This is a genomic window from Leptospira ilyithenensis (genome assembly GCF_004771005.1).
Taxonomy (GTDB): Bacteria; Spirochaetota; Leptospiria; order Leptospirales; family Leptospiraceae; genus Leptospira_A; species Leptospira_A ilyithenensis.
The window spans coordinates 509,548-522,885 of the sequence record NZ_RQHV01000061.1 but is presented as its reverse complement, the minus strand read 5'-3'; the positions used below and the strand labels follow the sequence as shown (position 1 = coordinate 522,885).

General features: G+C 39.7%; 13 protein-coding genes. 5 read left to right on the top strand and 8 right to left on the bottom strand.

Annotated elements, in window-relative coordinates; genetic code table 11:
• Positions 1-114: 114 nt before the first annotated feature.
• Positions 115-585 (bottom strand): bacterioferritin, encoded by a 471-nt coding sequence (bfr, locus tag EHS11_RS15835; protein WP_135765330.1) that lies wholly within the window; start codon positions 583-585, stop codon positions 115-117.
• 77 nt (positions 586-662) lie between these two features.
• On the opposite strand from bfr, the gene EHS11_RS15830 reads away from it, so the two are divergent.
• From EHS11_RS15830 to EHS11_RS15815, 4 genes are read left to right on the top strand one after another with little or no spacing between them, the layout of a single operon-like run.
• On the top strand, positions 663-1,766 hold the full coding sequence (locus EHS11_RS15830; RefSeq protein WP_135765329.1) for a thiolase family protein: 1,104 nt from the start codon (positions 663-665) through the stop codon (positions 1,764-1,766).
• Entirely contained in the window at positions 1,763-2,830 is a 1,068-nt protein-coding gene (waaF, locus tag EHS11_RS15825; RefSeq protein WP_135765328.1) for a lipopolysaccharide heptosyltransferase II, read from the top strand. The genes EHS11_RS15830 and waaF overlap by 4 nt, the downstream gene beginning before the upstream one ends.
• Positions 2,827-4,143: an aminopeptidase P N-terminal domain-containing protein gene (locus tag EHS11_RS15820; protein WP_135765327.1), complete on the top strand. Its 1,317-nt coding sequence runs from the start codon at positions 2,827-2,829 to the stop codon at positions 4,141-4,143. The genes waaF and EHS11_RS15820 overlap by 4 nt, the downstream gene beginning before the upstream one ends.
• Positions 4,144-4,171: 28 nt before the next feature.
• Positions 4,172-4,633 carry a MarR family winged helix-turn-helix transcriptional regulator gene (locus EHS11_RS15815; RefSeq protein ID WP_135765326.1) on the top strand — a complete coding sequence of 154 codons (462 nt, stop codon included), beginning with the start codon at positions 4,172-4,174 and terminating at the stop codon, positions 4,631-4,633.
• Here EHS11_RS15815 and EHS11_RS15810 read toward each other — a convergent pair whose 3' ends face one another.
• From EHS11_RS15810 to EHS11_RS15800, 3 genes are all read right to left on the bottom strand, one after another.
• The gene (locus EHS11_RS15810) at positions 4,634-5,395 is read right to left on the bottom strand and encodes an enoyl-CoA hydratase/isomerase family protein (RefSeq protein ID WP_135765325.1); all 762 of its coding nucleotides are present in this window, start codon (positions 5,393-5,395) and stop codon (positions 4,634-4,636) included.
• Between the two features lie 165 nt (positions 5,396-5,560).
• Positions 5,561-6,742, bottom strand: a complete 1,182-nt coding sequence (locus EHS11_RS15805; protein ID WP_135765324.1) for a M20 metallopeptidase family protein — start codon at positions 6,740-6,742, stop codon at positions 5,561-5,563.
• Complete coding sequence (locus EHS11_RS15800; RefSeq protein WP_135765510.1) at positions 6,742-8,313, bottom strand: TolC family protein; 1,572 nt, start codon at positions 8,311-8,313, stop codon at positions 6,742-6,744. The genes EHS11_RS15805 and EHS11_RS15800 overlap by 1 nt, the downstream gene beginning before the upstream one ends.
• A gap of 249 nt (positions 8,314-8,562) precedes the next feature.
• On the opposite strand from EHS11_RS15800, the gene EHS11_RS15795 reads away from it, so the two are divergent.
• Positions 8,563-10,635: a thioredoxin domain-containing protein gene (locus EHS11_RS15795; protein ID WP_167884468.1), complete on the top strand. Its 2,073-nt coding sequence runs from the start codon at positions 8,563-8,565 to the stop codon at positions 10,633-10,635.
• Here EHS11_RS15795 and rsfS read toward each other — a convergent pair.
• Genes rsfS through EHS11_RS15775 form a run of 4 tightly spaced genes read right to left on the bottom strand, consistent with a single transcriptional unit; the run spans position 10,622 to position 13,337 of the window.
• Positions 10,622-10,987, bottom strand: coding sequence for a ribosome silencing factor (rsfS, locus tag EHS11_RS15790; RefSeq protein ID WP_109019767.1), 366 nt, complete (start codon positions 10,985-10,987; stop codon positions 10,622-10,624). The genes EHS11_RS15795 and rsfS overlap by 14 nt on opposite strands.
• Position 10,988: 1 nt before the next feature.
• Positions 10,989-12,143, bottom strand: coding sequence for an LCP family protein (locus EHS11_RS15785; RefSeq protein WP_135765322.1), 1,155 nt, complete (start codon positions 12,141-12,143; stop codon positions 10,989-10,991).
• 1 nt (position 12,144) lies between these two features.
• Positions 12,145-12,741 (bottom strand): bis(5'-nucleosyl)-tetraphosphatase (symmetrical) YqeK, encoded by a 597-nt coding sequence (yqeK, locus tag EHS11_RS15780; protein WP_246047948.1) that lies wholly within the window; start codon positions 12,739-12,741, stop codon positions 12,145-12,147.
• A 2-nt stretch (positions 12,742-12,743) separates the two neighbouring features.
• A complete protein-coding gene (locus tag EHS11_RS15775) occupies positions 12,744-13,337 on the bottom strand; it encodes a nicotinate-nicotinamide nucleotide adenylyltransferase (protein WP_135765321.1) in 594 nt (197 codons plus the stop codon).
• Between the last annotated feature and the right edge of the window lies 1 nt (position 13,338).

Sequence of the window (13,338 nt, the reverse complement as noted above, 5' to 3'; positions counted from 1 at the left end):
CGCCACGATTGGAGTTAATTACGGTAAGGTGGGATTTGCCGATTTCTTCTATAAGAAGCGGAGAAAGTCCTTCTCCGCAGACAGCATGGTAGACCGTTTGAGATGGTTTTATCCTTATTCTCCTAGTTTTTCAGCCAAATATTTTTCAAGACTGATATCTTTGATGATGTTCTGTTGAGTTTCGATCCAGTCAATGTGTTCTTCTTCGGAAACTAAGATTCTTTCCAATAATTCGCGTGTTCCGTTGTCTTTGCCGGCCACACAAATGTCGATCCCTCGGTTGAGTCTTTCCACTGCGTTGTATTCCAATTGAAGGTCATGCTGGAATAATTCGGGCATCGTCTTACCGACATTAATTTTCATGTACTTTTGAAGATCGGGAACTCCGTCCAAATAGAGAATCCTTTCGATAATCTCGTCTGCATGTTTCATTTCTTCGATGGACTCTTTTCTAAGATACTCTGCAAGTGTAAGATAACCCCAGTTTTTACAAAGTTTTGCGTGGATAAAGTATTGATTGATGGCTGTAAGTTCTGCGGAAAGAACTTCGGCTAAAATTTCGAGTACTTCTTTTTTACCTTTCATAACGGATACTCCATTTCTATATCTATTGGGAATGATAAAATGCTTTCACTTTATAAGCAAGCTTAAACTATATTCTTATGACTAAAGTTTTTATACACGGTCCTTCTTTAAGTCCTTTCGGAAAATTCAACGGATCTCACCTTAGTTTATCTTATCAAACGGTAAAGGATTCTGTGACTGAGTTTGGTTCTCACAAACTCGAATTCCTAATCTATGCTAGTTTCTCACCGGACCGTTATACAAAAGACTTTCATCTTCCCGCAAAACTAGTGCAGGCGCTCGGTTTAAAACACCCTTATGCGATCCGTATGGAAACCGCATCCTCTTCCGGTGCCTCCGCCTTGCAACTAGGTGTCAATCTCATTCAATCCGGCAGATACAAACATGGATTAGTGGTTGCGACTGAGATCATGTCTCAGTTAAATCGGGAAGAAAACAATTTATTGTTAGGCTCCGTTCTTTCCGATTCCCAAAGGAACCTGGGGATGTCCATGGCGCAAGGTGGTGCGATGATCACAAACCGTTATTTGGAGTTATACGGTTACAAGCAGGAGGATCTGTTTGCCATATCCAAAAAATTGCACGATAACGGACTGAAAAACCCGATCGCACAGATCAAAAAGAACCTTAGTCCCGAAGACTATGAAAAACAGCCCATGATCACGAGTCCCTTGGGGTTGTATGATATATCTCCATTGTCGGACGGATCCGCTTCGGTGATTCTTTCCGTAGACAAAAGCGGTATTTCTATCAAAGGAATGGGGCACGGCACGGCTCCCTTTCAGGCGGGAGGAGACCCTAGCTTCGACGCAAGCGTTCATGCCTTCGCCTCCGCTTACAAGGAGGCTGGGATCGGCCCGGAAGAGATTCAGATTGCGGAATTGCACGACGCATTTACTCCTTTTGAAATCATAGGTGCCGAAGATGCGGGACTTTTCGGGAGGGGAGAAGCTTTGGCGAAGGTAATCAGCAAAATTACCCATCCGGAAGGCCAACTCCCCATCAATTCTTCGGGCGGACTGAAATCGAGAGGCCATCCGGTAGGCGCATCCGGACTTGCGCAAATTGTAGAATTATGCCGATCTTTTAAACAAAGAGAAGAACTGCGATTGGGACTGGCGCACAGTATTGGTGGACTTGCTACGAACAATTTTGCTACTGTTTTAGAACACGGAAAATGACGGAAAAAATACTGATCATACAAACTGCATTTTTGGGGGATTTGATTCTATCGACCCCCCTTTTTCGCGCAGTCAAAAGAAAGTATCCCGAGTCGGAATTGCATGTGCTGGTCAACAAAGGAACAGAACAGGTATTAGATGGAAATCCCGACATAGATCGGGTCATACCCATAGATAAGAAAACAATCAAAAAAAATCCGATCGCTTTTTTCCGTTTTGCGGGGAAACTGCGACGTGAAAAATATGATCAGGTATATTCAGCGCATTTTTCATTTCGGTCCAGCTTGTTGTCTTGGTTTTCCTCCGCAAAACTCCGGGTAGGGTATTTGGAGTCAGGGTTTTCTTTTTTGCATAATAAAAAAGTCTCAAGGCCGAAACTAGGACCTCATGAAGTGGAAAAATTATTTTCCCTTTTGTATGATGATCTTTCCGAATACCCGAAAGGAAGAGAACGAAGACCTTTTTTATATCCCAAATCTTCCGATGTGGAAAGTTTTGAAGTCGCCGCTAACCGAATGAAGGTGACAAAAGGCGAGTATATCATTATTGCGCCATCCTCGCTATGGGAAACCAAACGTATGCCCGAAGAAAAATTTGCAAGTCTCATCAGCCTTATTTTGCGAAAGAGAACGGAAACTGTAATTCTAATCGGTTCCAAAGCGGATCTCCCCATAGAAGAAAGGATTTTTCAATTATTATCCATAGAACCTCTCAAGTCCTACGAAAGAGCGAGACTTATGTCTGTCGTGGGAAAAACAACTCTTTCCGAACTGGCAGTTTGGATTCAAAATGCAAACGCAATTGTTTCCAATGATTCCAGCCCCATCCATTTTGCTTCCGCCTTCAATGTTCCGACTGTGATGATCTACGGTGCAACGGTTCCTGAATTCGGCTATTCTACGTTATCCGAAAAGAATAAAATCATGGAAGTGGAAGGACTAGGTTGCAGACCATGCGGGATTCATGGAGGAAGAATTTGCCCTGAGTCCCATTTTCGTTGTATGTTGGACCAACAGCCCCAAAAACTTTTCGAATCTTTAGAGGAAATATTGAAATCATCATGAACCAGACTTTAAGAAAAAACAAAACGGATTATTCCATTCACACAAAACGTATCCGGACCGTAAAACAAAAGCTAAATGAAGGAGAAATCCTTTTTGTTTTCGGGGCCAATGATAAAATAAGAAACAGAGACGTTGAATATAAATTCCGTCAGGATTCCGATTTTTATTATCTTACTGGAATTACGGAAGCAGATTCCATTCTATTCATTACCAAAGATAGAGCGGGAATGTTCTGTCTCCCCAAAGACAAGGAAAAGGAAATTTGGACGGGGATTCGTCTGGGTAAGGAAAAAATCAAAGAACTGCTGAAACTGGATTTGGTTTTTGAGATTGGTCAGTGGGATGAAAAAAAAGCGGAACTACTTTTAGGAAACCATACCCTCTATTATTTTTTCGGATTGGATTCTGATAAGGATAGAGATCTGATTTCTGCTGCAAGGCTTGTGTCTTCAAGAGTTCGTGAAGGAAAACTGGGGCCGGAAAAAATCATTGAACCTGTATTCTTGCATGAGATGAGGTTGCAAAAATCCAAAGAAGAAATTGAAATTTTAAAACAAGCAGCAGCCATCACAAAATTCGGACATGATCGGATCATTCGTGAATCCAAACCGGGTATATATGAATACGAACTCGAAGCAATCTTGGAACATGAATACCTCAAACACGGAGCTTGGGGAGGAGGTTACGGACATATCGTAGCCACAGGCAAAAACGCATGTGTGCTTCATTATGTAAGCAACGACAGCATATTGAAAAAAGATGATTTGATCTTGGTTGACTCGGGAGCGGAATTCAATTCTTATACTGCCGATGTAACACGAGTATTCCCCGCTGGCAAAAAATTTACCGAAGCACAGAAAACCGTTTATGAGATCGTCCTTGCTTCTCAAAAAAATGCGATTCTATATTCCAAAGAAGGAACTCCTTTCAATGAAATCCATACCAAGACAGTTTACTTTCTTGCGGATTGTTTGAAGGAGATGGGTTTTCTTTCGGGTAGTATGGATTCTATCATCGAGAAGGAAACGTATAAAAAGTTTTATATGCATAGAACCGGCCATTATTTGGGAATGGACGTGCATGATGTGGGAAAATACTATGTGCAGGGAAAGGGCCGGAAACTTGTAAACGGACAGGTGATCACCGTAGAACCGGGATTATATTTTGATCCGGAGGATGTTTCCATACCTGAAGAGTTCAAAGGGATCGGAATCAGAATCGAAGACGATATTCTTGTCCATGGGAATTCTCCCGTAAATTTGACAAAAGATATTCCGAAAGAGATCGAAGAAATCGAGGCGATGAAAGTTTGATGTTTTTCCCTGACAGTGTAAATTCGTTTTGAAAAAGAATTCCAAAAATAGATTTCATGCAGTAAAATACTTAGGACGTTTGAGTGATTTTTTGACGGAAACAGTGGAAGATGAGTTAAAAAAACTGGGATTTCCTACTCTTTCCGCATCTCATTTTGAGATCATCACTTATCTGCTTCGTAAACAAACTGCATGCAATATGTCTAAAATTGCGGAAGAAATTCATAGAACCAAACCGACCGTAACTGTTCTTATAACAAAACTTGAATCTTTAAACTTAATAAAAAAAGAAATCTCTCCTTCAGACAAAAGAGAGATTATGGTAAGCCTGACCAAAGAGGGCAAGGCGTTTCACAAACCGGCAAGAGAAATCAGTATAAAAGTTTTTTCCTTGAAACTTTGGGGACTGAACCCTGAAGAATCCTCACAATTGTACAACCTATTGGAAAAAACTTACAATTATACCTGCCAAAACAAATTCAAAAACTGATCATTTGAATTGAGGTCTTCTCCCTGCGACAGCCGCTGCAATTCCTTCTATCGCATCTTCGGTAAAAAGACTTTCAAATGTTTTTTCCTTATCAAACTCCAACATTTTTTTCAAATCTCCGTTCAGATACCTAAGCGCTTGTTTGGAAGATCTGGTTGCTCCGAACGAATTTTTCGTCAATTTACGGGCAAGTTTCAAAGAGGAATCTTTAATCGAGTTCGCATCCGAATAAATTTCATCATATAATCCTAGTTCTTTGGCTTCGCTTGCTTTGTATGCATTTCCTTGTAAGATATGACTGTCGGCTTCCCTTGAACCGATAATATCTCTTAACATCATCGCAACGAAAGAGGGAACTCTGATTCCCAATTTAACTTCGGGAAGACCTATCCTTGTTCCTTCCATACCGTATCTGAAATCACTTGCCATCGCGAGCATGGCTCCGTATCCCATGGCATGTCCGCCTACCTCTGCAATGACCACACCCGGGAATGTATAAACCTGCTCCAGAATTCCGAAGAAATAATGTAAGAATAAATTTAGAAATTCTTCCGTTCTCTCTCCGCTGAGTTCCGTAAGATTCAGTCCTTGGGAAAATACTCCCGGACGCGAGCTTCTTAATATAAGTATTTTTGAAAGCTTGGATTCGGCTTTCCGGACGAGTTCACTTAGTTTTTGAAAACTTTCCAAAGTAAAACTATTGGATTCGTTTGTGTCTAGGGTGATGGTAGCGATTTCTTCTTCGATTTGTAAATGGATCATATAAATCAACCTGCAATATAGTTAGATATCTAACAAATAATATCTAGCTGGTTTTTGTAAATGAAAAATCAGACAAAATGGAAAAGATTGATTTGGTTATTTAGAGTTTGTTCAGTCGGAGAGAACAAAAAAAAAGGATTGGTTCTTGGAATAGACCAGTAAGCCTTAATTTTTTTCCAGATAGAGACGGACGACTTCTTTCATAACGGAAAGCCCGTTTGCCAGCGCATCTTCGTCAAAGTCGAAAAAAGAACTGTGATGGGAATGAACGAAACCTTTTTTTTCATTACGAGAGCCTATGAAAAAATAACACCCTGGCTTTTCCATAAGAAAGGCTGAAAAATCCTCCCCTCCCATGGTTCTGGTATTTTCTTCCGTAATGGAATCGGGACCAAGTATATTTTTTCCTGCTTCTCTGACAATATCCGCCATTATTGGGTCGTTGATGGTAGGTTTGTCAATGCGTTTGTATTCAAAATCGATTTCAGCACCGAACGACTTGGCAATTCCTCTTGTAATTTCTTCCAATCTTTTCGGAACTTTTTCATATACTTCTTTCGAGTAAGTGCGAACTGTACCACGAAGTTCTGCGGTTTCAGGAATTACATTGAATGCATTTCCTGAATGAAAGGAACCGACTGTAACAACGCAAGGTTCCAGAGGATCTATGTTTCTGGATACGATGGTTTGCAAAGCAGTAACAATATGAGATCCGACTACGATCGGATCCACTGTGTGTTGAGGTATAGCTCCGTGACCGCTTGTTCCTTTCACTACAATATGAAATTCGTCAACTGATGCCATCATCGTTCCGTTTACCACACCTAACTTACCTAAGTCGATGTGATTCCATACGTGAAGTGCAAAACAAGCATCCACTTTGTAGCGATCCAAAATACCAGACTCGATCATTTTGTCAGCACCTGAACCGCCTTCCTCTGCAGGTTGAAAACAGAGTAAAACCCTTCCTTTGGGAACAAATGATTTTAAGGATTCTTTTAGCTCGGAAGAAAGTCCCATAAGGACACTTGTGTGCCCGTCATGACCGCAAGCATGCATCTTGCCATCGATACGGCTTTTATAATCCACATGATTTTCTTCCAAAATAGGAAGAGCATCCATATCGGCCCGGACCAGGATGGTGTTTCCGGGAATTCCGGAGTCCACAAGACAAACAATACCTGTCTCCGCAATGTTTTCTTCGAAACTAAACCCCAAAGATTTCAGATGAGAAGCTACATAGTTTGCAGTTTCTCTTTCTTCATATTTGAGTTCAGGATGTGAATGAATCTTTCGTCTGTAACGAATCAATTCTTTCATCCTGGATTCGGAAACATGAGCTTTCATTATAATTTATCCGTTTCCGTCTTCGCCTTTTTTTCTACTTCCGCAAGTATTGTATAGAGATCGACTCCGTACTTTTCGAATAAGGAATTTTTTGCGAGTTCATAACGAACAAGGTTGATATTGAAATTGATGCGAGCTTGCGTCACGCCAAGTTCCGCTTGCGCAAGAGAGTCCAAAGCGTTTTTTACGTTAACAGCTGTAAATCTTCCTTGGCGGAAGCGATCCATTAGACCGTAATAAAATATTTCCGTTTCTTTTTTTGTTTTCTTCAAGTCTTCCAATAAGGCATGGCTGGAAACTACCATTTCATAACGAGTGTCTATTTCCTGAGTGATTTCCTGTTCCAGATTACTGAGTTGAATCTCGATCAGTTTTTGATTCACTTCGGCTTCATTGATACCTGCTTTTGCCGCTTTGTCCCACAAAGGGTAACTCATTTTTAACTCTGCGGAAATTTGAGGAAACCGAAGAGAAGTGATTCCGTTTTGCCTTGCGATATAAGCTTCTTGAGGGGAAATAAAATTCTGACCGATGGAACTGTAGGCGACGCTTGCTTTTAAGGATGGATGATCTTCGTCGTTTGCGTTTGCAAGTGCTAGCCTTGCCATTTCCTTTTGTCTTTGCAACATAAGATAATCGATTCTATTTTTCAAAGCATACGCTTTGTCTTTTTCACGATCGATCCCTATAGGCAAACTTTCGGAAAGATCGGTTACACCCGCAACGCTTGAGGAAGGATCTACATTTAAAATACGAACTAAATTTCTTTCCGCTTCCAAACGATCCACTTTGCTTTTTTCCAATTGGGAAGAAGCTCGCAAGTAAGCTTGGTTCCATTGGTTTACTTCGAAACCTTCCGAAAGACCTAGGGATTGTTTGCGAACGGTAAGTCTGCGAATCTCTTCCGTATTTTTTAATACTTTTTCAAAAGTGGCGATTTGAGAATCTATAATCCCGAGAGACCAGTAATCCACTAAAATCTTCACAACAAGTTGAGTGAGTATGTTGATGTAATTTTCACGAACGAGTAGGGTTTGATTTTTTAAAAGTTTTTCCTTATCTTCTTCCGTTCTGCCGAATCCGTACTTTAAAAGTTCCTGAGAAAGAGTAAAGGACACTGCACCGGTATACATCGGTTTTGTGGCAAGTGAAGAAAAAGCTGCGGTTTGAGGATTGTAAGGATTTTCAAATGCATTCGTATCAAAACGAACCGTTGAAATTTCCGTTTTGAAATAAGTTCCAGTTTTGAATTGTTTTTCAATTCCTGCAGATATCTTATCGTTTTGTCTTTGAGTTCCTAAAAATAAGTTGTTTCTATTGTCCGGGAAATATTGTTTCGCGCTCTGAATGCCCGCGAGTGCCTTCCAGGTAAAACGAGATTGGTTTTTCAGCTCCGGGGTATCCGCTTTTACAATCTCCAATTTTGCATTTTGGACGATGATGTTGTTTTCGATCACCTGTTCGATAGCCTGTGCTATCGTTAAATGAAGAACCTTTTTGTCGGGATTTATCTTTTCTTCAGGGATGTCCGTTCCGCCGACACCCCAATGGGAAGCTTGATAACGCCTCATTTGTTCTTCAAAATCATCTTCAGCCGGAAGGTTAGGTGTTAGGCCGAGGGAAACCAATAATATTAAACAGTTGGTCAACATTTTGAATGTCACGTTATTTTGCCAAAAAAGGGACTGATTTGCGTTCAATGGAATTTGTTTTTGACCCCTCTCAAGACAAGGTAGAAAAACGATCTTGCCAAGCCAAGACAATTTACCTAGACTGAAGTTCGAAACTTTCCGGAATAAATTCTGAGGAAATCTACTAACGTGCAGTCTAATTCTAATCAAAAACCAAACAAGCTCATCCACGAAAAAAGCCCTTATCTATTACAACATGCTTACAATCCGGTTCATTGGTTTCCCTGGGGAGAAGAAGCATTTGCCAAAGCCAAAAGGGAAGACAAAGTCATTTTGTTGTCTATCGGATATTCCACATGCCATTGGTGTCATGTTATGGAGAGGGAATCGTTCGAAGATGAAAATACCGCTACAATTTTAAATCAATATTTTGTTTCCATTAAATTGGACAGAGAAGAAAGACCGGATATAGACAAGATCTATATGGATGCGCTACATGCGATGGGACAACAAGGCGGTTGGCCATTGAATCTTTTCCTCACTCCTGAGAAAGAACCGATTCTAGGAGGAACTTATTTTCCACCCGAAGCCCGTTACGGAAGGAAAGGTTTCAAAGAAGTCCTTCAACTTGTGGCAAATGCTTGGCAAAATCAAAAAAGCGAATTGGAACAAGCAGCAAAGGATCTAGCGGATCATCTACGCGACTCCGAAAGAAAAAACGCAGGAGAAAGTCTACCTTCTACGGATGTATTCGAGAGAACATATCAAATGTTCTCTCGGGTTTATGACCCGATTTTTTTCGGTTTTAAAATGAACCAACAGAATAAATTTCCACCTAGCATGAGTTTATCTTACTTGATCGACTATTCTTATTTTTTTGAAAACCCTCATGCTTTGGAAATCGCCTATAATACTGCCTATGCAATGAAAAAAGGAGGGATTTATGACCAAGTGGGAGGAGGACTCTGCCGTTATGCCACGGACCATGAGTGGTTGGTACCACATTTTGAAAAAATGCTCTACGATAATTCCCTTTTTCTAACCGCTTTGGCAAAACTTTACCAAACTACACAAGATCCATTCTTTCGTTTTGCCATCCAAGATATCATAGGGTATTACAGACGAGATATGACTTTGCCGGATGGAGGAATCGCCAGTGCGGAGGACGCCGATTCGGAAGGAGAAGAGGGAAAATTTTATATTTGGTCTCTGGAAGAATTTGATGAGATAGTATCCGATCCTTGGGTCAAGGAACTTTGGAATGTTACCGAGGAAGGGAATTTTGAAGGGCATACGATTCTAAATGAGATCATTTCCGGAACAAATCCATTTCAAACGAAAATGGAAATTTCCGAATCCAAAGGGAAATCTTTGCAGGAGGCAAAAGGAAAATTATTATCCCGTAGGTCCGAAAGAATCCGACCTTTGCGAGACGATAAAATCATCACGTCCTGGAATTGTTTGTACATTCGGTCCTTGATTTTGTCTTCACAAGCCACGGGAGACAATACTTATCTCGAAGACGCAGTTCGGATCTATTCCTTTATAGATAAAAATCTTCGGGACAAGGACGGGTTTTTATACCGTAGATTCAGAGAAGGGGAAGCTCGTTTCCAAGGGAATTTGACCGACTATGCCGAATTTACCTACTCTTCATTACTTCTTTTTCAGGAAACGGCAAATATTCAATATTTCAGAAATGCAAAATCCACGCTTAAAATCATCGAAGCTTACTTTGCATCCGAGGCGGGAGTGTATTACGAATCCATTTCAACTAACACAGATTTGATTGTCAAGACGGTGGAAGGATACGACGGAGTGGAACCTTCGGGTAATTCCACGATGGCACATGTATTTTTATTATTATCAGGATTCGGAGTGGATGCGGGTTTCCATTGGGATAAGGCAAAAAACATCTTTTCCTACTTCAAAAAGGAATTATCGGAGAACTCGACGAGTTATTCCTTTATGTTGGATGCATATTTGAAATGGAGCAAGGGGCCGACCGAAGTTGCAGTCATTTATAAAAAGGAAAATGGGTCGGAAGCCGAAGAAATCAAAAAAGCTCTTTCTTCCTATTTGAACCCCAATGTGGTTTGGGTTGTTATGGAAGAGGAAGACGCAAAAAAATACGCAAATGAGATTCCTCTTTTGGAATACAGAACGGGGGGAGATTCGCACCAAGTTTATGTATGTAAAAACCTGGTTTGCGAAACACCTGTAAAAGGTTGGGAAGCTACAAAATTGCTTATAGGGAAATGACTTTGGCATCACCCCAAAGTCTTTCCAAAGAATAATAACTGCGCATTTCTTCCGTCATTATGTGAACGCAGATTTCTCCATAATCCAAAAGGACCCATCCGGTCGCATCCTTAGGAAGGTCTGTTAGGTGATTTCTTCTTTCTGCCAACTTGAGAGGTTTCATGTATTTCTCTATATCTTTTGCACAAGATCTGGCTTGCGTTTCCGTTTTGGCAGTAGCTATTACGAATATGGAAAGGTAACTATTCACATCTTGCAGATCCAGTATTTGAATTTGTTCGCATTTTTTATCACTTAAGCTTTGTTTTATTTTTTTTAAATGAGTTAAACTTTCTTCTGAAATTTTTGACATTTTATTCCTTGGTTCCCTGGAAATCTTCCCCTAAAACCACTGTAGCATCTAATCCTAAATCTTTTCTTAAGGCGTAATAAACCTTTCTGCCTTGAAATGTTTCCGAAATGGAATCCGTATAATTAGTGTTACCCGATCTGTTCAGGATCACGCTATTTTTAAAATCTTCTTCCCAGGCATTGTCCACTGTGAGAACTTTCAATCCTTTGTCGTTCAAGAGGGATTTTCCGTAACGCGCGAGTCCGTTTTTACTGGTTCCGTTCAAGACTTCGATCCTTGCTCTTTCTCCGTCGGAAAAATACATGGATTTAAGATCGGAGGAAAATTTCGCAAACGCTACTTTTACAGTATCGCTTTTCGCTTTCAACATTTCGTCTTTCTTTTTTACGCGAAGCACAGGTTCCGCAGGCAACTCGGATACTCCGTAATTCACTTTTTCTTTTTTAAAATAATCCACGAGACTTTCCCATTCTTTCAAACTCAAGTTTGTTTCTATTTTTTCGTGAATAAGGGCAATCTTCTGTTTGGTGATAATTTCTTTTTTTACATAAATTGCTTCCAGTAAAGTAAGAATGATACTTTCGTTCGTTTCCAATCTTTGGATATAGGAAAGTGCTTTTTTATCCTGTAGATGGCTGAGAACATCGAAACAATCTTCTCCGTCCAGATTGTAGATACGGTCTTTACGATTGTATTTGTCGGTAAAACGCACAGATTTGGGTTCAAAAAACAACTCCAAACCGCCAAGTAGATCCACTATATGTTTGAAATTGGATTCGGATAAAGTGATCTTGTATTGGATTGAATGATCGAATATATCTTCCAGTGCGGATTCCAAAACATCCGGAGCTTTTTTTCCTTTTTCTTCCAAAGTAGTATCGTCGTCTTCGAAAGCGGTAAGAGGATTTATAAAAAACAAAGCTGCTTTTTTCTCCGTAGGATAAAGTTCGGAGTAAAAAGAAAAAAGATATTTATCAGAATCAGAAATGATATGAACCAGAAAGTTGACTCGTTTAGCAGACGTTACTTTGCCGTCTACTGAAAAGCCGCCTTTATTTCTTAAAGTTAAAATCAATATAGCCAGTATCAGAAAACCGCCCGCGGCAATTAACAGGAAAACTGGTTTTTTTTGGGGTGTACTTGGTTCTAATTTCATTTTATTTTTTTCCAAAATTCAGGTTTGGTATCGTTTGGTTATAAGTTTCAATCGTATAGGGATGGATCGTGCTTTCCGTTTCCATTAGATTTGCGATCGTTTTACTTGCTTTCAAATAAACACCGAATTCCAGATTTTCTTCGGTTTTTTCTTTCCATTCTTTGAATCTATCTTGTTTTTCCGCATATTCGGAACCTAAAAAATCACTGGCATACAGGATTTTTTGAATGAGAGTCAGGTTCTTTCCGCCCAAAGTATGACACTGCATGGCACTGAAAACCTCTTCATCAGAAAATCCGAATTCTTTTTGAATGAAAATCGGTGCAGTGAACGCATGATAGGCCTCTTTTGGAATTTCTTTCCAATTGGGAAATCCGACGGTTTCAAATAAGGAGATATGAAAATCATACTTTTTTTGTTTGGTGATATCGTGCAAAATTCCCGCAAGATAGGCTTTTTTCGGATTTTCCAGTTTATGGATATTTGCAAGTTTTTCCGCATGATTTGCGACTCTTAAACAATGTTCCCATCTGGTTTGGGTGATTTCCTGAGGAACTTTTTTAAGAAAAAAAGGAATCCAATCTTTAATGGTTTTCATTTTTACGTTTGAAACCATCCCCGATTTTTTAAAAAATTCAATGCATCCGGATTCATCCATTTTTTCGCATATTCTAAATTTCTTTCATTTCTGATTTTAGAAGAGGAAACGTTCCAAACAGGATTTTCCAATACGATTGATTTGTTTTCAATTTCCTGATTAGGGAAACTCAAAAGATTGGGAGATTCTGTGGTTCTACGCAAAATAATATAGGAATGGATCAATTGATTTAGGTTTTCAAACTGATACCATTGCATAAGCCCGATAAGACTGTCTTCTCCTATACAAAGGAAAAAAGATTCGCTAGGATATTTATCTCTTAGTTTTAAAATAGTGTCGTAAGTATAACTGGACGATTTGTTTTTGATCTCGATGTCAAGCATTTCAACGGAATCATTCAAAAGCGGTGCAAATGTAAGTTCTGATAATTTCCATATATCATCTATATCCAAAAGTTTTTTGTCTTTGAAAGGAGAGATATGATTGGGAATGATCAGTATTTTTTTTGAATCGGGAAAACTTTGAACCAATTTTTCCACAATGGAAAAATGCCCCAAATGTGGCGGATCAAAACTTCCTCCGTATACAATTATCATT

Coding starts and splice junctions, on each gene's coding strand:
- rsfS (WP_109019767.1), bottom strand. CDS start 10,987: ATGTCAAAAATTTCAGAAGAAAGTTTAACTCATTTAAAAAAAATAAAA.
- yqeK (WP_246047948.1), bottom strand. CDS start 12,741: ATGAAAACCATTAAAGATTGGATTCCTTTTTTTCTTAAAAAAGTTCCT.
- EHS11_RS15800 (WP_135765510.1), bottom strand. CDS start 8,313: ATGAGGCGTTATCAAGCTTCCCATTGGGGTGTCGGCGGAACGGACATC.
- waaF (WP_135765328.1), top strand. CDS start 1,763: ATGACGGAAAAAATACTGATCATACAAACTGCATTTTTGGGGGATTTG.
- EHS11_RS15810 (WP_135765325.1), bottom strand. CDS start 5,395: ATGATCCATTTACAAATCGAAGAAGAAATCGCTACCATCACCCTAGAC.
- EHS11_RS15775 (WP_135765321.1), bottom strand. CDS start 13,337: ATGATAATTGTATACGGAGGAAGTTTTGATCCGCCACATTTGGGGCAT.
- EHS11_RS15830 (WP_135765329.1), top strand. CDS start 663: ATGACTAAAGTTTTTATACACGGTCCTTCTTTAAGTCCTTTCGGAAAA.
- bfr (WP_135765330.1), bottom strand. CDS start 585: ATGAAAGGTAAAAAAGAAGTACTCGAAATTTTAGCCGAAGTTCTTTCC.
- EHS11_RS15820 (WP_135765327.1), top strand. CDS start 2,827: ATGAACCAGACTTTAAGAAAAAACAAAACGGATTATTCCATTCACACA.
- EHS11_RS15785 (WP_135765322.1), bottom strand. CDS start 12,143: ATGAAATTAGAACCAAGTACACCCCAAAAAAAACCAGTTTTCCTGTTA.
- EHS11_RS15805 (WP_135765324.1), bottom strand. CDS start 6,742: ATGAAAGCTCATGTTTCCGAATCCAGGATGAAAGAATTGATTCGTTAC.